The 18202-nt window shown below is 38.7% G+C and carries 18 protein-coding genes; 9 read left to right on the top strand and 9 right to left on the bottom strand.

Features of this window, described 5'->3' with window-relative positions:
- Positions 1 to 20 precede the first annotated feature (20 nt).
- From HYG79_RS11825 to HYG79_RS11800, 6 genes are all read right to left on the bottom strand, one after another.
- Positions 21 to 2585, bottom strand: coding sequence for a DUF1963 domain-containing protein (locus HYG79_RS11825; protein WP_179242290.1), 2565 nt, complete (start codon positions 2583 to 2585; stop codon positions 21 to 23).
- 436 nt (positions 2586 to 3021) lie between these two features.
- Complete coding sequence (locus tag HYG79_RS11820; RefSeq protein ID WP_179242289.1) at positions 3022 to 3891, bottom strand: hypothetical protein; 870 nt, start codon at positions 3889 to 3891, stop codon at positions 3022 to 3024.
- 17 nt (positions 3892 to 3908) lie between these two features.
- Positions 3909 to 4316, bottom strand: a complete 408-nt coding sequence (locus HYG79_RS11815) for a hypothetical protein (RefSeq protein ID WP_179242288.1) — start codon at positions 4314 to 4316, stop codon at positions 3909 to 3911.
- 123 nt (positions 4317 to 4439) lie between these two features.
- Positions 4440 to 4838, bottom strand: a complete 399-nt coding sequence (locus HYG79_RS11810; protein ID WP_179242287.1) for a hypothetical protein — start codon at positions 4836 to 4838, stop codon at positions 4440 to 4442.
- Between the two features lie 77 nt (positions 4839 to 4915).
- Positions 4916 to 5995: a SecDF P1 head subdomain-containing protein gene (locus HYG79_RS11805; protein WP_179242286.1), complete on the bottom strand. Its 1080-nt coding sequence runs from the start codon at positions 5993 to 5995 to the stop codon at positions 4916 to 4918.
- A gap of 19 nt (positions 5996 to 6014) precedes the next feature.
- Positions 6015 to 6644, bottom strand: a complete 630-nt coding sequence (locus tag HYG79_RS11800) for a hypothetical protein (RefSeq protein ID WP_179242285.1) — start codon at positions 6642 to 6644, stop codon at positions 6015 to 6017.
- Between the two features lie 270 nt (positions 6645 to 6914).
- Between HYG79_RS11800 and HYG79_RS11795 the strand changes: the two genes are divergently transcribed.
- The 3 genes from HYG79_RS11795 to HYG79_RS11785 are packed head-to-tail and all read left to right on the top strand — an operon-like array spanning position 6915 to position 8832.
- Entirely contained in the window at positions 6915 to 7418 is a 504-nt protein-coding gene (locus HYG79_RS11795; protein ID WP_179242284.1) for a GbsR/MarR family transcriptional regulator, read from the top strand.
- 51 nt (positions 7419 to 7469) lie between these two features.
- The gene (locus HYG79_RS11790; protein WP_179242283.1) at positions 7470 to 7910 is read left to right on the top strand and encodes a hypothetical protein; all 441 of its coding nucleotides are present in this window, start codon (positions 7470 to 7472) and stop codon (positions 7908 to 7910) included.
- 10 nt (positions 7911 to 7920) lie between these two features.
- Positions 7921 to 8832, top strand: coding sequence for a TIGR01777 family oxidoreductase (locus HYG79_RS11785; RefSeq protein WP_179242282.1), 912 nt, complete (start codon positions 7921 to 7923; stop codon positions 8830 to 8832).
- 2 nt (positions 8833 to 8834) lie between these two features.
- Here the strand turns inward: HYG79_RS11785 and HYG79_RS11780 are convergent, their stop codons facing one another.
- Complete coding sequence (locus tag HYG79_RS11780; RefSeq protein ID WP_179242281.1) at positions 8835 to 9191, bottom strand: rhodanese-like domain-containing protein; 357 nt, start codon at positions 9189 to 9191, stop codon at positions 8835 to 8837.
- A gap of 114 nt (positions 9192 to 9305) precedes the next feature.
- Between HYG79_RS11780 and HYG79_RS11775 the strand changes: the two genes are divergently transcribed.
- Together HYG79_RS11775 and HYG79_RS18160 are read left to right on the top strand one after the other, a co-directional pair.
- Positions 9306 to 9860: a sigma-70 family RNA polymerase sigma factor gene (locus HYG79_RS11775; protein ID WP_179243549.1), complete on the top strand. Its 555-nt coding sequence runs from the start codon at positions 9306 to 9308 to the stop codon at positions 9858 to 9860.
- A 99-nt stretch (positions 9861 to 9959) separates the two neighbouring features.
- Positions 9960 to 10091 carry a hypothetical protein gene (locus HYG79_RS18160; RefSeq protein ID WP_262888959.1) on the top strand — a complete coding sequence of 44 codons (132 nt, stop codon included), beginning with the start codon at positions 9960 to 9962 and terminating at the stop codon, positions 10089 to 10091.
- Here HYG79_RS18160 and HYG79_RS11765 read toward each other — a convergent pair.
- A complete protein-coding gene (locus tag HYG79_RS11765) occupies positions 10088 to 10912 on the bottom strand; it encodes a UbiA prenyltransferase family protein (protein WP_179242279.1) in 825 nt (274 codons plus the stop codon). The two genes, HYG79_RS18160 and HYG79_RS11765, sit on opposite strands and share 4 nt — an antisense overlap.
- A 130-nt stretch (positions 10913 to 11042) precedes the next feature.
- On the opposite strand from HYG79_RS11765, the gene gcvP reads away from it, so the two are divergent.
- The 4 genes from gcvP (at position 11043) to HYG79_RS11745 (ending at position 16510) form a co-directional block, all read left to right on the top strand.
- On the top strand, positions 11043 to 13904 hold the full coding sequence (gene gcvP, locus HYG79_RS11760) for an aminomethyl-transferring glycine dehydrogenase (RefSeq protein WP_179242278.1): 2862 nt from the start codon (positions 11043 to 11045) through the stop codon (positions 13902 to 13904).
- A gap of 164 nt (positions 13905 to 14068) precedes the next feature.
- The gene (locus HYG79_RS11755) at positions 14069 to 15124 is read left to right on the top strand and encodes a 3-oxoacyl-ACP synthase III family protein (protein ID WP_179242277.1); all 1056 of its coding nucleotides are present in this window, start codon (positions 14069 to 14071) and stop codon (positions 15122 to 15124) included.
- 10 nt (positions 15125 to 15134) lie between these two features.
- On the top strand, positions 15135 to 15659 hold the full coding sequence (locus HYG79_RS11750) for a methyltransferase (RefSeq protein ID WP_179242276.1): 525 nt from the start codon (positions 15135 to 15137) through the stop codon (positions 15657 to 15659).
- Positions 15659 to 16510 carry a glycosyltransferase gene (locus tag HYG79_RS11745; protein ID WP_179242275.1) on the top strand — a complete coding sequence of 284 codons (852 nt, stop codon included), beginning with the start codon at positions 15659 to 15661 and terminating at the stop codon, positions 16508 to 16510. Before HYG79_RS11750 ends, HYG79_RS11745 begins: the two co-directional genes overlap by 1 nt.
- Here the strand turns inward: HYG79_RS11745 and pafA are convergent.
- Positions 16502 to 18184, bottom strand: a complete 1683-nt coding sequence (gene pafA / locus HYG79_RS11740; RefSeq protein ID WP_179242274.1) for an alkaline phosphatase PafA — start codon at positions 18182 to 18184, stop codon at positions 16502 to 16504. The genes HYG79_RS11745 and pafA overlap by 9 nt on opposite strands.
- Positions 18185 to 18202 lie beyond the last annotated feature (18 nt).

The following is an 18202-nucleotide window of genomic DNA, read 5'->3' as shown; positions in this document are numbered from 1 at the left end:
AAAGATTTCATATTATATGGTCAACTACTTTCCAGGGTAACAAAAACATTACTAAAATCTTTTTTTGCCAAATCGCTCTTGTGTATCACATAAAAAATATCACCGGCGTCACTCCATTGCATATCGCCAGCGGATGTTACCACTAAAAGAGTAACCCAATCTTCAGGATTTCCTTTTTTAGCCAGCGATGCCTGCAATTCAGGTGCTTCATGCTGGGTAAAACCATGAGCGTTTACCGCATACTCGAAAGGATTCTTCTCATTTATCGGATTTTCAAAAGTATCATACAATGCATCCAAAAGTTTGTCATCATCTTTAATCTTGGCACTTTCGCCCGAAAAGAGGTGTTTGTTCGCATAACTTGCATAAAATGATGGAGCACTGTTCATTTTCGTAGCACTGACTTTAAAGCCCTGATACCCTTCGTCGAACATTTCAAAATAATCCTCATCGGTAAAATTAAAACGCTTGCCCGAAGCTAGTTTCGCATTGTCTTCTACGTAAATAATTTTACCGGGGTTGTTTACACCACCGTAAATATTATGCATCGTCTCCAAGAAGAAAAATAGCGTACCGGTTCTAGGTAAATAGTCTTGCAAATGAGCAATTTCGGCACAATTAATTTGCCCTATGAACTCATAGATGTAGTCGTTTTTACCTTCACGCCAATTCTCCCCAAATCTGGGATAGGGAATATTTTCAGGTAAGTCGGGCATGCCACCAAAACGATGGTTGCCTATAGCTTTATAATCTTCCTCGCTGATATGCTTAAACCCGACAGCCTTTTTGACCATAGGTTTTAATGCTTTATCGTATTCCTCCAGTTCATTTTCTTTGATGACCAAATCGATTTCCGCTACCAGCTCGTCATCGTAGTGAGACCAAAAAACAGAATCGTCCCATGCAACCAAGCCATTTTCATCTGCGCCTTTGTAATCAAAATCCAGCAATCGTAATTTATCTTCCATAGACAGTTCTATCTCCTTAATTGCATTAAAGGCCTCAGGTAAATGCTCTAGTGGATTTCCTTCTAGCTTGATGCGTTTAAGCTGCGGCTGTTTGGCCAAAGATTCGGGCAAGGTGGTCAATTCATTTTTATCCAATGAAATATTTTGTAAACTCGGAAGATTGATGGTATCGGAGATACTTGTAAGCTTATTTGATGACAACCAAAGGTATTTAAGCTTGGGCAACTGCCAGATACTATTCGGCATATCTTGAATGAACGTTTGGCTAACGTTCAACTGTTCTAAATCGGTAAGTAGACCAATACTTTCCGGAAGTTGTTCTAGAGCTGCACCACTAATGTGTAATTTTTTCAATTTTACCAATTGCCCTAATTCTTTCTGAAACTGGTTAAAGGGCAACTTTTCTTCTTCCCAGCTATTGGATTTCTGATGAATGGTCAATTCCTCTAAATTCTTGAACCCGAATAAGGCTTCAGGTAATTTTGTAAAACTCGGATTTTGTAGTAAGAGGTAGCGCACCTCATTCGGACTGGCAGTATATGCCTCTTCCATGGAAGAAAAACGATAGTCTGACCATTTTAAAACTGACATATCCATTTTTTTAGCGACAAAAATGGGATACGCCTTATTGTGATAGCTTTTGGTCATTTCACCTTTTAGCAATACCCAGCCGTTATCAAAAGTCAAAGAGCCAGAAAATGCTAGGGTGTAATCAAAACCTTCACTTCGGGCATGCAAGAATAAAGGTGCATTGGTCTTTTCTTCTTCAAAATACATTTGCCCTTTGGGCTGTCCATTTTCATGGATGCCCTTTGCAGGAAAGGTCAAAGTAACCGTACCATCACCCGGATAGTCATCAAGTACCTTTGTTTGAATCGCTTTTTTAACTTCCTTAGTTTTTGCTTTTATTGTGAGCTGTATATCTCTCGACATTGCTCCGATACTTATATTCGTTTCTTTCGCTACAAACTCAAAATCAAAATCCCCGACTTTAAAAACCTCTTTTCCGTCTTTGGGGATTTCAGCTTTGAACACTTTTTTTTCCGGTTCCCGATGGGTCATGGAAGCTAGTTTATCTTGATGGGCACGTTCTTCTTCCTCTAGAGCAATCAAATGCATGCGCCACGCCTGAGAGCGTACGCTTGCATCCCCAAAAATCTCCAAGGAGTCCAAAGAAGCTATTGCCCATGCTTCTAAATAACCATCTGATGTTTTTTCGTGAACCGCCCTGAACTCCAGATAATGGTCATCATCCAAAATAATGGCCGCGAACAAATAGTTGATCTTGAAATGCGTCTTTTGAAAAGTCGCATCGGTATGTGCTTTGACCACATATGAATCAAAACCTTTTAACTTCTTATTTTGCCCGCTAAGTTTTTCGGATTTAAAATAGATGGAAAGGCAAGAGTCCTCAAACCGTTCTTGCCAAGTATCCCCTTTGTAAATATCATCATTTAGATCATTTAGCCTTAAAATCACGGCACTTACCAATGGCCATTGGTTTTCATAGGTCGCATCGCGATTTTCTGCCCATATACCCACGTCGGACTGGTCCCTTAGCTCAAAAGAACCGGGTATTTGTATTTCAAAAAGTGGATGTGCTATTTTTTTCATCATTTAAATGTCATATATAAATCGACGTCTATTTTTGGTGTAAAGCTATTGATGCTCAACAAACAACCTCAAATTATTGTATCGTTATATTCTTCCTGCACCTTTTCTGTCAATGCCAACGGGACTTTTGGATTGTCTTTTCATCAAACACCAACATAAAATTGAACGATTGTTCCAAAAATGTCGGAACATTAGCGTTCGGACCAAACGAATTTTGATAGGAAAATCTAAAATCCCCTATTTCAAAACCAATGCAAGGTCCACATTGGGATAGTACCTGTCATCAATTTGTATTGGCCTTTTCAGATTACAATAAACAATACATATACCCGCTTACCGTGTTGTTACATTGGTATTTATCGCAGCTATCAAAAAGCAGCATTGGCCAAAACTGTACTAAGTGACCTTATATTATGAAAAATCACCTTCCGGTTACCCCTCAATTTTTGACAGTCAGCTCAGCTACGGCTTTGAGTTCGGCATCACTGTTCTTGTCCCAAATCCTCATTTCCCATTTTACGGGATTATCCAATTTACCACGTGAGAGCTTCATCGTTGAGGCTATGCCTTGTTTTACCGTATTTTCGTCCATAGTCCCCCTGCCAGAAAAAGCATCTTTGTTCTCAACGACCACATTACCGGAACTGTCGGTCATTTTAACATACAAACCCAAACTTACCATTCCATTTTTTAACTGATAACCGTTAAGTCCCTGAAAATCCATCAAAAGTAATTGGTCAAAGCCTATTTCAGCATTTGTGATGACCTCGCCCGTTTTTTGGGACATAATGTAAGCTTCCTGAAAATCCAAACCGTTTTTTTCAACTTGAATATTGTCGTCCTTGATAAGGTTAAAATCCATTTCACTATACAATCTACCGTCTCCTTTTTGATCGGTAATCGTGTAGTGAACTGTATACTCCTTTCCGGAGTGTATTGGGTTAGCCAAAATCAACCGGCCTTCAAGCACATTTATTTCTTTACCAAAACCAGCATTATCATTATATAACTTATCCTGCTTCATTACAGTGTCCCCCTCTTTGGAAACTATGTAAACCGACATTTGCGGATAATACTTATTGTTTTCAAAGTTGAAGCCTTCGACCCCTTCAAAATTCGTGTATATATTTTGACCATATGTAAATGTTCTCGTTTTCAACTCATCTTTACCGTCCGATACGTACACTTTATCAACCGATACTCCTTCCTCTTTAACGGAAATCCCATCAGCTATTGAGCCTCCAAGATTACAACTGTTGAAAACCAGAGGTGCCGCTATTGTAAATGCATACTTTAAATACTTTTTCATTTTTATGTTTTTAATGGTTATTTAATTCCTGTACCACCAATAGTGGTTTTCACAAATAAGTGAAATTCTGACCGCAATGCTTTTTTATTTAATCTACACTTTTCAGCGATGCTATTTATTCTCTTTTTTAGCCTTATCAGCTTTGCCAATACATACCCTGCGACCCCTAAAAAAATCAATAAAAAAATACCCACGACACCAACCATGGTGTTCTGTATATTTTTATAGTCATGTATTGGAAAACTCCTTCCTGCGAAAACAAGATTATACGTCATGACAATCGCAAAAAAACCAAAAATGAAATAATACACATATTTAACTTTACCACTATATGCTATGTACTCTTTTACCAATAGCTGCAGTTCGGACTTAGGCAGTTTGGCCAATAAGCCAAATGTTATATTTGCAGGTGTTTGTTCTTTCATTTTTTAAGATTGATTATCTCTTACCTCTGAGAATGTCAACGTTGTTTTCCTATACCACAAAAGTCTAGTATTAACGTAAGCGACGTATCCCTTATTTCAGGGATATTATGTGATTTTCGCATATCATTTCTTTACAAGAATCATGGTACTGATCAAAGTTAAAATCAAACCAACCGCCAAAAAATATAACCCTTTCCCCTTATTCACAACCAACTCCCAAAAGACTTCGGAAGATAACCAAGTAGCCCCAAATTCGCTACGTAAATCAAATGCAACCTGAAAAGTCATAAATAAATATAATGTTGTAAAAACAAGACACATTAATATTGACATCATCTTTTTTGATTTAATAAAACAAACCGCAAGAAATACCAGAAAACCATATACAAAACCTATGAAAAATATAGGATTTAGGGCATATGCCTTAAAATTGTAATACTCTATGCCTTTTGATAAGATAAACGCAAAAGCAGACAACAAGCCTATCATCATCAACGTAGAAATGATAGAAAAAATGATCATTTTAAATAATTTCACTTATTCGATTTCTTTGCTTTGAGGAATACAAACAACATCGGACTTACTTTTTGCATCTCAAATTAGTATTGATAAAGCCCATTTTTAAATTTTCCCAAATAAAAAAAAGTATTATCAGAGAATATAGGCTTTGCCTTTTCTTTGACAGGCACTTCAAAACCTAGCTGTAAATGACGATGGTGACTGTAACCCACATATTCAACACCTACAAGACGAATTTTTACCATCCCCTTTTCATAACCAAGAATACAAAAACTTGACGGCGTAATGGTGACCCCAAAGTGCGCTTTAAAAAAATCAAGCATACCTGAAAAACTCTCAACATTTTCTAAATCTATTTTAAATGATACTGCTTGTTGTGTGACCCAACTGTCTTTTTTTAAGGCTGCCACAACAACCTCTTCCTCAACAATTTGCAAAAGCGAAACCGCTGTGCCAGTTTCATCATTGGTTGTTTTCACCCCTAACATGTTGCCCGGCGAACCACATGCTGATTCGGCTGAATATCCCCATTCATAACTATAGAAATCGCCAACTAGTGACAATGGGTTGTAATATGACGAATAATAGGCATCACATTGCGAGCCGGGCATGGCTTCGCGTTCCATAAAAGTATTATAGTCCGTTTTGGTATTATAAATTTCTTTACCGTCATAAATTGCCCTATTACTGTAAATTGTAAAATTACCTTTTGCGAACAAAGGTGATTTTCCCATTTGCTGCAGAAGTTTATTTCGTGTTGCCCTTGCTTTTTTAAAATCAAGACCAGATAAAATAAATGTTCCATTTGGGATGGGCATTTGTATAATCGCCTTGCTTATAAGCTTGCTATCCATAAGCAAGGCCATTTGTGTTGGAGATTCCTTTTGTGTGAAATTTTTGAATTTTTCAGAACCTATGTCTTTTAGCTCAAATATTAGATTGTGTGTGCCGCCAAACTCCGATGGCCGTGCTTGTATATTTTTAAAATCGTCCAAAACCAAGATAGGTTGGGGTACCACATAAAAGTCAGAAGTATCGTCCAATTCCCTTACTAGCCTACCCTCGTATGTTTCATCAACTTGATAAAAGCCATTGGCCAAATTTTGTGAAAAGCAGAATATTGGATGGATGATTACTAAACAAAAGATGATATTTCGCATAGGTAGTGTGTTTGGTAAATTACCTCTCGTAATACGATATGTACAAAACTGCCATCTTTTTATAATATGCGCTGTCTTTCACATCTGTATGTGCGTACTCTTTGAACTTTTTGTAGACCTCTTGGTATTTTTCCTCATCGGTATTATAGGTATATGCCCCAGCAAGCAAGTACTGGTTTGCGGCGACCATCCAATCTTCGCCACCTTCTTCTAGTTCAAGGCCAACTTCGAGATATTTTTCCGATTGCATGTATCTGCCCAATTGATTGTAGAGCAGGCCCAGCATAATGTTGGCACGCCCATGTTTTTCGTAAAGTTCTATAGCACCAAGATAGGCACGCTCTGCCTCTTCGGCAATATTGTTCGCGCTTTTTGACATGGGGTTTTCAGTTGCCGTGGACAATGTAGGCTGTAACAAAATAGTGAGAATACGCCCGTAGTCAAACCTTCGGTTAGAGTCTTCTGGTTTATCCAGAACATCTTGATGTTCTTCCCTGAATTTTGGGAGATGCTGTGTAGCTATTTCATTTTTTTCACGTGCTTGGGAAATCCATTGATCTAAGATTTCCTTCTTCACGGGTTCAAAACTTGTTTGTGACATTGTTACTTGAGACATCAAGATTGCAATTATTAAGAACTTTGATTTCATTTATACAGGTTTGGTTTATTTGTAGGCTTTATGAACATATTAGTAAATACCATTTTAAATTATAGCTGCAAGCTAATGTAGCAATGAGATCCCAACATCACTGTTTTCAGTGGTTTCTGTAAAAAACTAGGCTTTACCATAGAACAATTAAGATAAGAACGGATTATATTACTATATATTTTGGAATGGCATCTTGTACATAGTCCGTAATAAGAGTATATATAATTTCAATAATTATTGAAATTTCAAAAATATTTGTATATTTATCTCATGGATTATGTAAAAGCAAAAAGTAAATTTATAAGTACATGGGGTAGTTTGGGTACTTTATGGGGCATCAACAAGGCTATGGCTCAAATACAGGCTTTGCTTTTTATATCGACGAAAGCATTGACTACGGAAGAAATAATGAAAGAACTCAAAATATCACGTGGCAATACCAGTATGAACGTAAGGCAGTTGATAGACTGGGGCATTGTCACCAAAGAATTGAAAGCAGGTGAGCGCAAGGAATATTTTACTACGGAAAAAGATGTGCAAGAACTGGCACGAATCATTGCCAAAGAACGCAGTAGAAGAGAGATTAAACCGGTCGTAAAAACTTTAGAAGAAGTATCTAGCATAAAAGACGACGGAACAGAAGCAACAAAAGAATTTATAAAACAGACCATGGCTTTACATGAGCTGGCCTACACCGCCGATACTATGCTCAATAAAATTGTAAACCAAAAACAAAATTGGCTGACCAAATCGTTGTTAAAATTGTTCAAGTAAAAAATCTGAGACACTATTTAAATATTTTCAGAAAACTTAAAATAAAGTAATATGAGTTATAATGTACCTAATTGGTTGATAATTTTAGGAGGACTAGGCCAAATCTTCACTGCATTGATTTACTCCTGGATACGTCATCGCGTTTTTGATTGGTATACTGATGTAAAACAGCTAAAGCCGCTAAATCAAGAAATCGCCAAAACCTATGGCAGGTATATTCAAGGACTCAATTTTTCATTTGGACTCATCGCCATACTACTGTCGACTGACCTACAAAATGGCTCAAAACTTGCCATAGCCTTAACAGGTTTGATTGCAGCCTACTGGGTAGGTAAAGTCGCAACACAGATCGCTTACTATCCAATGTACCGAATTCCGCAAGAGACCTTGTTCAAAATAGGCAGTTATTTTATGAACGCCTTGTTTACACTTTTCGCAGTGGTTTATACATGGCTTTTTATAGTGAACGTGATTACATATTTCAACCTATGATCTTTAAGAAATGCAAAAATTGGTCATAGCGGGCGGTAGCGGTTTTTTGGGAAATGCCATCATAACATATTTTGAAGATAAATTTGATACCATAATCGTTTTGACACGGGGAAAATCATGTACAAAAGCAAATGTACGTTACGTTACTTGGGATGCAAAATCCCTAAGCGATTGGCAACATGAAATTGATGGGTGCGAAGTATTGATAAATATGGCAGGTCGCTCGGTAGATTGTAGGTATACGGAGCAAAACAAAAAGATGATACTAGACTCTCGGGTAGATGCTACCCAAATATTGGGAGAGGCAATCACCAAGGCCAAAAACCCACCTAAAATCTGGTTGAATTCATCCACCGCAACTATTTACAAGCATTCTTTACACGAGAAAATGAGCGAAGAAAATGGGGAGATAGGTTCTGGTTTTTCGGTAAATGTCGCCAAGGCTTGGGAAAAATCACTCTTTGAATCGGTTACCCCTAAAACAAGAAAAATCGCTCTGCGTACCAGTATTGTATTGGGAAAGAACGGCGGTGCGCTTACACCTATAAAAAAATTGGCCAAATTCGGACTTGGGGGCAAACAAGGCGATGGGAATCAAAAATTCAGCTGGATCCATGTGAATGACTTTGTCCGAAGTATAGATTTCATCATCCAAAACAACTTTATCAATGGCCCTGTAAACATAGTTGCACCAGAACCGACCACAAACGCGAAACTTATGCAATTGGTTCGTAGAACAGTCGGGGTAGGTTTTGGTTTGCCAGCGCCAAAATGGTTGTTGGAAATCGGTGCAGTATGTATACGAACAGAAACAGAGTTGATTTTAAAAAGTAGAAATGTTGTTCCAAAAAAACTGCTTGATGCCGGGTTCACGTTTCGATACCGTACGCTTAAAGAAGCATTAAAAGAAACTATTGGGTAAAATCATTTTTGATGCATCACTTTTGCATCATACCCACCTTCCAAGTTTATAACGTTTTCATAACCCAAAGATTTTAACTTTTCTTGGGCTTTTAAACTCCTTCCTCCTTTTTTACAATACACATAAATGGTTTTGTTTTTTCCAAACCTTTCAAATTGCGAAGTAAAATCAGTATCGAACCAATTTATATTCACAGCATTTTTAATATGGCCGGCAGCATATTCCTTGGGAGTTCTTACATCAACCAATATCCCGTCATTTATATCTTTTTGTGAAAACTCTGTGATATGTTTTGACTTATTTTGGGCACAACCAAAATTGATTAGGAGCAATACAAAACACCAAAAGTAAAGTTTCATTATAAGTTTTAATCAAAAATAAGAATTATGTCGGCACTAAAATATCATGAACACAATGAAAATATGAAGATAATTACATCAAATTCATTTACTTTTGAAAACGATAAAAAGCATATGGCAGTACACCAGCTACAACCTGATCATTGGGTAGACAACTATGCAGATTACCTATTCAACTATGCAGTTGCAAGGGTAAGCAATGCTGAAATTGCCAAAGACCTGGTACAGGAAACATTTTTTGCCGGCTTGAAATCAGCAAAAAATTATAAGGGAGATGCCGCCGAACGAACCTGGCTTATCGCTATTTTAAAACGAAAGGTGATAGATCATTACCGTAAAATAAATTCTAAAAAAGGAAAGGCGGAGGTTCGTATGGGTTATAGCTCAAGCAGTGATTCAGATGGAGACTGGATGGAAGAACGAGTGGCAGACCCTTTTAGCACATTGGAGAACAGCCCTATTGAAAACGAGGAGTTGGGCATGGCCATTCAGGAATGTATTGCCAAGCTTCCAAAAAAACAGGCCAAGGTTTTTACTATGAAAACCATTCAAGGGATTAGTACCGAAGATATTTGTAATGAATTGGGAATTAATCCGTCTAATCTTTGGGTGATGATACATCGATCTAGAACGGCATTGATGGGTTGCCTTAATCAAAATTGGTTTTAAGTTATGATTTCTTGTGACAAAGCTGCTATAATCTGTAATAAGGCCCAATATGTGGAAGCAACTTTTATTGAAAAAATAAAATTAAAATTTCACCTTTTCGTGTGCAAAACATGTTCCAAGGCAACGGAAAAAAACACGCAACTTACCTCACTGTGCCAAAAAGCCAACCTACATGCCCTTTCCGATGAGGATAAGGTACGCATGAAGCAACAACTCCAAAACAAAGGCTAAAAAAAGAATTTTAGACCTACCAACAGCATCAAAAACAAAATGGGAACACCCTCGACCCAAAACGATGAAAAATATTTGGATTGATTTCTTTTGGTGACATACATCAAACCACCCAGTATTAAAAATAACACTCCCTTTGCAACGAGCTCCCGATAGGATAAATCATCTTTGAGAAAACTAAGAAAAAAGAACAACAATACCATAAAAGAGCCTATTATCTTGGTTTTTGCCACTCCATAACGTTGGGGCAAAGTTTTAAGTTCGGGGCTATCATATCGTAAATCGCGTATCTCAAAAGGTATCAAAAGTATAAGTACCAGTACAAAACGTTGACAAGCCTCTATCCAAACATCCCAAACCAAGGTGTTCTTTGTCACAATATAAGGTAACATTACCGTAGTACCCGACCATACCAAAGCAACGATAAAGATTTTCAAGCCCCCTAAGCTTCTTAGGTTCTTGGCATTGGGCAACACGGGCAATGCATACAGGGCGGTCAAAAAAAACAGGAGTATTAACGTGACCCATACCTGCATGGTCAAGAAAAAAGCATGGTATACAGCAAAACCCAATACAATGAAACTGGCCAATTGTATGTTTTTATGATACCGATTGGCCACCAAAACATACTTTTCGGCCTCAACACCATATTTTATGAAATTATAACAGGTAACGGAGCCAAAAAAAAGAAACCAAGAAAGATGTTCGTCAGTTGGAATGTTTAAGGTTAGTCCGGTTGCGTGAACCAAAGCCAATACGGCAAAAGCAACGTGAATACTGGCATCAAGATAAAAGTCAAAAATACGTTGCAATACCGTCATTAAACAAAAATAACCAAACTGTTCATAACCCCGTTTTTTAGTTAAAAACTTTCACTTTGTTGAAGCATAAAGCTCCTAATATAAGGGAATTTATCGCTAATTTTGCCCCATTAATTTCAATTTCATATTTATGAAAACTGACGTGTTCGCATCGCGCCATATCGGCATTAGGGAAGAAGACCTCAAACACATGTTAAAAACGGTTGAAGTAGATACTATGGAACAGCTCATATTCGAGACCATTCCAGATGATATTCGGCTTAAGGAAACACTACATTTGGATGACCCCATGAGCGAACATGAGTTTTTGAACCATATACAAGAGCTCTCCGAAAAAAACAAAGTATACCGCTCGTACATAGGGCTGGGTTACCATGAAAGCATTACACCATCGGTAATCAAAAGAAACATCCTTGAGAACCCGGGGTGGTATACCGCTTACACGCCATATCAAGCAGAAATCGCACAAGGCAGATTAGAAGCGCTATTGAATTTCCAAACCGTGGTGACCGATTTGACCGGAATGGAGTTGGCCAACGCTTCTCTTTTGGATGAAAGTACGGCCGCTGCCGAGGCCATGACCATGCTGTTTGATGTAAGGAGCCGCGAACAAAAGAAGAACAATGTTCTAAAGTTTTTTGTGTCGGAAGAAATATTGCCACAAACTTTGTCGCTCTTGAAAACACGTTCTACACCTTTGGGCATTCAACTGGTTGTGGGAAATCACGAAACATTTGAATTTGGTGATGATTTTTATGGTGCTATTTTACAATACCCCGGTAAATATGGACAAGTACATGATTACGCTGATTTTGTATCCAAAGCCAAAGAAAATAATATAAAAGTCGCAGTTGCTGCCGATATTTTAAGTTTGGTCATGCTGACACCTCCAGGGGAAATGGGCGTAGACGTGGTCGTAGGCACAACACAACGTTTTGGAATTCCCTTAGGATACGGTGGGCCACATGCGGCCTTTTTTGCGACCAAAGAAGAGTATAAACGAAACATACCCGGTCGTATTATCGGTGTTACCAAAGATACTGATGGCAAACCTGCCATGCGTATGGCACTACAGACCAGGGAGCAACACATTAAAAGGGATAAGGCGACTTCCAATATTTGCACTGCCCAAGTTTTACTTGCCGTAATGGCGGGAATGTATGCCGTGTATCATGGTCCGGAAGGATTAAAATATATTGCGCGCAAAGTTCATAATAAAACCAAAATACTCAGCGAAGCCCTCAAAAACATAAGTATACAACAACTAAATTCGGCCTTTTTTGACACCATAAAAGTCTCCGTTGACGATGTTGACAAAGTACACAACGCCGCTGAAAAAGAAGGTATCAATTTTAACTATATTGATGATAAGACCATTTCCATCTCGATTAACGAAGCAACATCGTTCAAAGATATTGTTGCCATTGTCAACGTATTCAAAATTTTGAATACAAAGACCATTGATGAAGGTTTTTATGCCGAAGCGGATAAAGTACATGCCATCCCGGCATCTGTTCAGAGAAATACACCATTTCTACAAAATCAAGTCTTTAATTCATACCATTCGGAAACCCAATTGATGCGTTACATCAAAAAATTGGAACGAAAAGATCTAGCACTCAACCATTCCATGATTTCATTGGGCAGCTGTACCATGAAATTGAACGCAGCAAGCGAAATGCTTCCCCTGAGTTCTGTTAACTGGGGAAACATTCACCCATTCGTTCCTGTTGACCAAGCGGAAGGCTATCAATTGATGCTGAAAGAATTGGCAAAAGATTTGAACATCATCACTGGTTTTGCAGGTACATCGTTACAACCAAATTCAGGTGCCCAAGGTGAATATGCAGGTTTAATGGTCATTAGGGCCTATCACGAATCCCGTGGCGACACCAATAGAAACATATGTATAATACCGGCGTCGGCCCATGGTACGAATCCGGCCTCCGCAGTCATGGCCGGGATGAGAGTAGTGGTGACCAAAACCGATGAAAAAGGTAATATTGACGTAATAGACCTAGAGGAAAAAGTTGCGATACATTCGGATAATTTAGCTGCTTTAATGGTTACTTATCCATCAACACATGGCGTATTTGAGTCATCTATCAAATATATTACAAAATTGATACACGATAATGGTGGACAAGTATATATGGATGGTGCCAATATGAATGCCCAAGTTGGCCTGACCAATCCGGCTGCCATTGGTGCGGATGTGTGCCATCTAAACCTACACAAGACTTTTGCAATTCCCCACGGCGGTGGTGGACCCGGGGTAGGACCAATTTGTGTCGCACCGCAACTGGTCCCCTTCCTACCGAGCAATCCACTGATAAAAACAGGTGGGGAGAAAGCGATAACGGCTATTTCCGCTGCCCCTTGGGGGAGTTCTTTAGCCTGTCTCATTTCATATGGTTATATAAAAATGCTCGGTGAGAGGGGACTGACCCGTTCTACAGAAATTGCGATCCTCAACGCCAATTACATCAAACATAGGCTCGAAGGTCAATATGAGGTTTTATATACTGGTGAGAAGGGAAGGGCGGCGCATGAAATGATAATTGATTGCAGACCTTTCAAAGCCCATGGCATCGAGGTGACCGATATAGCCAAACGTTTGATGGATTATGGTTTTCACGCTCCTACGGTATCGTTCCCGGTAGCGGGCACCATGATGATTGAGCCTACCGAAAGTGAAGGCCTGGCAGAGTTGGACCGTTTTTGTGATGCCATGATATCAATTCGAGAAGAAATCGATACTGCCAGTGCAGAAGATTATGACAATGTATTGAAAAACTCACCACATACCTTGGAGATGGTAACCAGCGATACTTGGGAGTTTCCCTACAGCAGGCAAAAGGCTGCCTTTCCATTGTCTTATGTTTCTGACAATAAATTCTGGCCGTCGGTTAGAAGGGTAGATGATGCCTATGGCGATCGTAATTTGATATGTACTTGTGCGCCCATTGAAGAATATGCCGAAGTAGAATAACATCAATATACATAGTATCTAAAAGCCTTTTTCAAACAAAAAAAAGGCTTTTTTTATTTCGAGACTTAGTAGAAAACACTTGTGAACATCGTAATGAATATTATGCACGCATAAGATTATCGATTTGCTATCTTATTTTAGCCATACTAACCATAGTTTTAACCATGAGCATAGGCATTACAGGAACAGGAAGCTATATACCTTCGTTGACCGTACAGAACAAAGATTTTGAAGACCACGAATTTTTAAACGCCGATGGCAGCCCATTTTCACAGAACAATCCGGTCATCATTGAAAAATTTAAGGCGATAACAGGAATATATGAAAGGCGATATGCGGAAAAAAACCTGAACACATCCGATATTGCTTTTTTAGCATCGGAAAAGGCCATTGCCGATGCGGGTATTGACAAAGAGGAACTGGATTATATTATTTTTGCACATAATTTCGGAGATATCACCCATGGGCAATCCCAAAGCGATATGCTACCCAGTTTGGCTACTAGGGTTAAGCACCATTTGCGCATTAAAAATCCCAAATGTGTGGCGTACGATATGTTGTTCGGTTGCCCAGGATGGATTGAAGGCGTTATTCAAGCCAATGCTTTTATAAAAAGTGGCATGGCCAAAAAATGCTTGGTCATTGGTGCAGAAACACTTTCTAGGGTAGTAGACCCTTATGACAGGGACTCCATGATATATTCCGATGGTGCAGGAGCTACAATTATCGAGGAAAAAAGTGATAACGGGCAAGTTTTGGCCCATGCCAGTGCTACCTACACCTATGAAGAAGCCTATTTTCTATTTTATGGCAAATCGTATAAACCATCTGCTAAAGGCACAAAATACATTAAAATGTATGGCCGTAAAATTTATGAGTTTGCGGTAACCCATGTTCCACAGGCTATGAAAGATTGTTTGGATAAAAGTGGGGTCAAAATTGATGAAATCAAGAAAATATTCATTCATCAAGCCAACGAAAAAATGGACGAAGCCATAGTAAAGCGTTTTTATAAATTACACGATAGGCCAATGCCGGAAAATATTATGCCCATGAATATAGGAAAATTGGGAAACAGCTCTGTTGCGACCATACCAACACTGTTTGACATGGTGCGGCACGGAAAAATAAAAAATCAAGAAATACAAAAGGGAGATGTTGTTATCTTTGCAAGTGTTGGCGCAGGAATGAACATAAATGCCATCATTTATAAAGTTTGACACTCTTTACATGTACGAGAAGACCTATCCGAACAAACGTTTTCAAAACACCTTATCTTTTCTCAAAAAGCATATAAATACCAACGAAACCATTTTGGACCTTGGAGTTGAAAATCCGTTTTCCAAAATAATGAAAACACAGGGTTATGTGGTAGAAAATACCAAAGGTGAAGATTTGGATATTGATTTTTCTTCGGTCCAAAATTCTAAAAGCCAAGTAGTAACGGCATTTGAGATTTTTGAACATTTATTGGCTCCTTTCAATATTTTAAGCGAAATCAAATCTGACAAGCTGGTCGCCAGCATACCTTTGAGATTATGGTTTTCGCCTGCTTATAAGAGTAAAACAGACCCGTGGGACAGGCATTACCATGAATTTGAAGATTGGCAATTTGATTGGCTGTTGGATAAGACTGGATGGGTAATAAAAGACAGCTTAAAATGGACTAACCCAGTCAAAAAAATAGGGATACGTCCTATTTTACGAAGTTTTACGCCCAGATATTATATAGTTTATGCCGAAAGAAAAAAGTAGTGAGATATTACATCATTATACCTGCACACAATGAAGAGCTTTTTCTGAAGAAAACGCTTGATTCTATTCTAAAGCAAACCTTAAAACCACAAAAAACCATCGTTGTCAACGATAATTCCACTGATGCCACAGAGGGCATTATAGACCTGTATGTAGAAAAAAAACCACTATTTGAAAAACTGAACATAGTGTCGTCTTCCGAGCACATGCCGGGTAGCAAAGTAATCAATGCCTTTAATAAAGGTCTAGAACAGTTAGATGCCAAGTACGATTTCTTGGTTAAATTGGATGCGGATATCATTCTACCGGAAGATTATTTTGAAAAAGTCGCTTTCGCATTCAAGGGCAATCCCGAAATAGGCATTGCGGGTGGCTTTGCCTATGAACAAAACAAAGACAATGCATGGGTGCTAAACCACCCCATGAACAAAGAACATGTACGCGGTGCTTTTAAAGCATACTCAAAAAAATGTTTCAAAGCTATCGGCGGACTCAAAAGTGCTATGGGCTGGGACACGGTGGACGAGTTATTGGCACAGTACCATGGATATCACATTTTTACCGACGACTCCCTAAAAGTAAAACATTTAAGACCTACGGGAAATGCCTATAATGCAAAAGCCAAACTTTTACAGGGCAAAGCTATGTACACTATGCGCTATGGGTTTTTGATTACCCTGATAGCATCTTTAAAAATGGCCTGGAAACAAAAAAAGAAAGCCGCTTTTTTTGATAATATGTACGGTTTTTTTGAGGCAAAAAAAGAAAACGCCCCATTCTTGGTTTCCCAAAAAGAAGGTGATTTTATTCGAAAACTGCGTTGGTCCTCAATTAAAAGAAAACTACTCTAAAACTTCTGAAATTACAGAACCTGTTGTTCCATTGGGAAAAGACACACCCAATAACGAGGCAATGGTTGGCGCAATATCGGGGATTTCAGTTCTTTTCGTCGTACTTCCCTTTTTTATACCCTTGCCAAAAAACAATAAAGGTACATGGGTATCGTAAATTTGCGGCGATCCATGGGTAGAGCCTGTTTTTGCGTAGTTGATGTATCCAGGTTTGGTCGTAATGAGAATATCTCCAGATCGTTTTTGGTTGAATCCGTTTTGAAGGATGTAGGGAATACCGTTGGTATAATTGTTTTTCCACATTTGATGAGCCGTGTAAACTTTTTCAACATCGTCATAATTCAACAATTCCGCTGCAATTTTATCTTGGGCCTCCTCTAAATCAATATCCAAGTTTTTAATGATCTTGTGGTCCAAGAAGAATTGACTGTTCGAAAAGTTTTTAACCACATCGGCCGTACCAAAAGTAAAGTTTAAAAAATCATTGAATTTTGTTTTTAAATCGTCAGAGGTAAGATATCCCGAAGGTATTTTTAAACTTTTCAGATATGCGGGTACCTCAATGGCGCCATGGTCCGCGGAGAGAAAAACGGTATACTCACCTGCTCCTACATGTTGGTCCAACGTATTTAAAAGTCGTTCCAAATCCATATCCAAACGAATATAGGTATCTTGAATCTCTTTAGAGTTTACACCAAACTTATGTCCCACATAATCCGTACTTGAAAAACTAACTGCAAGAAAATCGGTAATACTGTCTTTACCTAGGCTTTCCCCTTCAAGGGCGGCTATCGCAAAATCGGCCGTTAAACTGTTCCCGTACGGGGTATACTTAATGATATCAAAATCCGAGGTTTTACTCAGCAAATTTGGGGTATTATGAGGAAAGGTAGGTGTCGTTTCGGTTTCAAACACCCCCTCGAACAGGTTGTTGTCCGATCCACTTTCTACATACGTATTTATATCCTTGATTGTTACCCATGGTTTCTTATACGATTGTATTATGCCAGATGCATTGAAATCATCTACCCATTTGGGGAGTTTACCCATATAATACGTACTACTTATCCATTTACCTTCATCGCCACCATGAAGCCAATACGCACCGTTGGCCGTATGCCCTCCCGGAAGCACCGCTCCCCTATCTTTTAAAGCTATGGCAATAGTTTTTCCCCTCATTTGGTTGTGCAATCTAAGTTCGTCGGTTATTGTGGTAACGTTCATCCTATGCGGAGACATTTGACCGGCATCTGATTCAGTACCGACCGATTGATAACCACTGTCACCTGCACAGTACACACTTTTATCTTGCTCTTTATCATACCAATTATTGCCAATAATGCCATGTATTGCAGGGGTTGTTCCCGTATATACCGAAGCATGTCCCGGACCGGTACTTGTCGGCGCGTAATTAAAGTGGTTGTTTTTACAGTTATAGCCTTCACTTATGAGTCTTTTAAAGCCCCCGGTGCCATAATGGTTCCAAAACCTAGTAAGATAATCATATCGCATTTGATCTACTACAATCCCCACAACCAGTTTTGGCTTGGCCATTAACTGTATTTCAGGTATACTTTCTTCTTGTTTTTTTCTTTTTCGTTGTGCATTTACGGTAACCAAAGAGAAAACCAATAGTAATGTGGTAAAAAGTTGAAATGCTTTTCTGTTTATCATTGCTATAATTTTAAAAAA

This window comes from Costertonia aggregata, assembly GCF_013402795.1.
In the GTDB taxonomy this organism is placed as follows: Bacteria; Bacteroidota; Bacteroidia; order Flavobacteriales; family Flavobacteriaceae; genus Costertonia; species Costertonia aggregata.
This window is presented reverse-complemented; position numbering and strand designations above follow the sequence as displayed.

What these genes read in the sequence shown, in the direction of transcription:
- pafA (WP_179242274.1), bottom strand. Translation starts at nt 18,184, where the DNA reads ATGATAAACAGAAAAGCATTTCAACTTTTTACCACATTACTATTGGTT.
- HYG79_RS11820 (WP_179242289.1), bottom strand. Translation starts at nt 3,891, where the DNA reads ATGAAAAAGTATTTAAAGTATGCATTTACAATAGCGGCACCTCTGGTT.
- gcvP (WP_179242278.1), top strand. Translation starts at nt 11,043, where the DNA reads ATGAAAACTGACGTGTTCGCATCGCGCCATATCGGCATTAGGGAAGAA.
- HYG79_RS11785 (WP_179242282.1), top strand. Translation starts at nt 7,921, where the DNA reads ATGCAAAAATTGGTCATAGCGGGCGGTAGCGGTTTTTTGGGAAATGCC.
- HYG79_RS11750 (WP_179242276.1), top strand. Translation starts at nt 15,135, where the DNA reads ATGTACGAGAAGACCTATCCGAACAAACGTTTTCAAAACACCTTATCT.
- HYG79_RS11795 (WP_179242284.1), top strand. Translation starts at nt 6,915, where the DNA reads ATGGATTATGTAAAAGCAAAAAGTAAATTTATAAGTACATGGGGTAGT.
- HYG79_RS11810 (WP_179242287.1), bottom strand. Translation starts at nt 4,838, where the DNA reads ATGATCATTTTTTCTATCATTTCTACGTTGATGATGATAGGCTTGTTG.
- HYG79_RS11805 (WP_179242286.1), bottom strand. Translation starts at nt 5,995, where the DNA reads ATGCGAAATATCATCTTTTGTTTAGTAATCATCCATCCAATATTCTGC.
- HYG79_RS11765 (WP_179242279.1), bottom strand. Translation starts at nt 10,912, where the DNA reads ATGACGGTATTGCAACGTATTTTTGACTTTTATCTTGATGCCAGTATT.
- HYG79_RS11790 (WP_179242283.1), top strand. Translation starts at nt 7,470, where the DNA reads ATGAGTTATAATGTACCTAATTGGTTGATAATTTTAGGAGGACTAGGC.
- HYG79_RS11800 (WP_179242285.1), bottom strand. Translation starts at nt 6,644, where the DNA reads ATGAAATCAAAGTTCTTAATAATTGCAATCTTGATGTCTCAAGTAACA.
- HYG79_RS11825 (WP_179242290.1), bottom strand. Translation starts at nt 2,585, where the DNA reads ATGATGAAAAAAATAGCACATCCACTTTTTGAAATACAAATACCCGGT.
- HYG79_RS11775 (WP_179243549.1), top strand. Translation starts at nt 9,306, where the DNA reads ATGGCAGTACACCAGCTACAACCTGATCATTGGGTAGACAACTATGCA.
- HYG79_RS11780 (WP_179242281.1), bottom strand. Translation starts at nt 9,191, where the DNA reads ATGAAACTTTACTTTTGGTGTTTTGTATTGCTCCTAATCAATTTTGGT.
- HYG79_RS11815 (WP_179242288.1), bottom strand. Translation starts at nt 4,316, where the DNA reads ATGAAAGAACAAACACCTGCAAATATAACATTTGGCTTATTGGCCAAA.
- HYG79_RS11755 (WP_179242277.1), top strand. Translation starts at nt 14,069, where the DNA reads ATGAGCATAGGCATTACAGGAACAGGAAGCTATATACCTTCGTTGACC.